Source organism: Bradyrhizobium sp. Ken64, from assembly GCF_055807555.1.
The window spans coordinates 1-784 of sequence record NZ_JBVVPA010000076.1; the positions used below are offsets into that span (position 1 = coordinate 1).

Sequence of the window (784 nt, forward strand, 5' to 3'; positions counted from 1 at the left end):
TGCTGCCGCCACTGGACCTCGGTCGCGGAGCATGCCCACGCCTTCCGCTCGAAGACGGGCCAGTAGCGTTCGGAAAACTTCCGATCGAATCCACTGTTATGCGCGATGACCAGGACCACGGACTCATCGACGAAGGCGTTCACGGCGGCCTCGTCGATCCTGTGGCCGGCCACCATTTCGTCGGTGATGCCGGTAAGCGCCGTGATCTCGGCCGGGATCGGCTCGGACGGCTCATTGAAGGCGGAGAACGTGTCCCTGACATCAATGATGCGCCCGTCCGGCGTATAGCCGAACTTGACCATGCCGAGTTCGATGACTTCATCTTTGCGGTGGTCGAGGCCGGTGGTTTCGGTGTCGAGCAGGATGCCGATCCTCATTTCCTGTCCGGAGGCCGGCATCGACGTTGGCCGTGGTACCAGGCGCCGCAGCACCCGGTAGTCCCTCGATCGCCCTAGTACCTCGGCCATCGCGGCCAGATCCGATGCGTCTTGAAACATCTCTTCTCGTGGTGAGCCGATGAGGTAGTCCCGTGAGGCCCCACATTATCGGGAGCTCCCGGCACGAGATATCCGAAAGACAAGCAATTCACGGGCTTTTCGGGAGTGTCGGTGCAGTTGGATTCGCTTGCGGGACGTTCGCGCAGGCCTCGATCGCTCCGGAGGTGCCCGCCTATGAATGGGGGCGGATCGGGCGGGGCATCTGCGGACGGCTCGACAGCATCTGCGTATGGTTGCCGACCCCGGATTGCTACGGTCCCACTGGTGCGTGATCGTTTACGATCTGC

At 62.4% G+C, this 784-nt stretch carries 1 protein-coding gene; it reads right to left on the reverse strand.

Annotation, left to right across the window (positions count from 1 at the left end):
• On the reverse strand, window positions 1-497 hold a 497-nt coding region (locus AC0L2F_RS35695; RefSeq protein WP_473251518.1), incomplete at its 3' end, for a 3'-5' exonuclease.
• Between the last annotated feature and the right edge of the window lie 287 nt (window positions 498-784).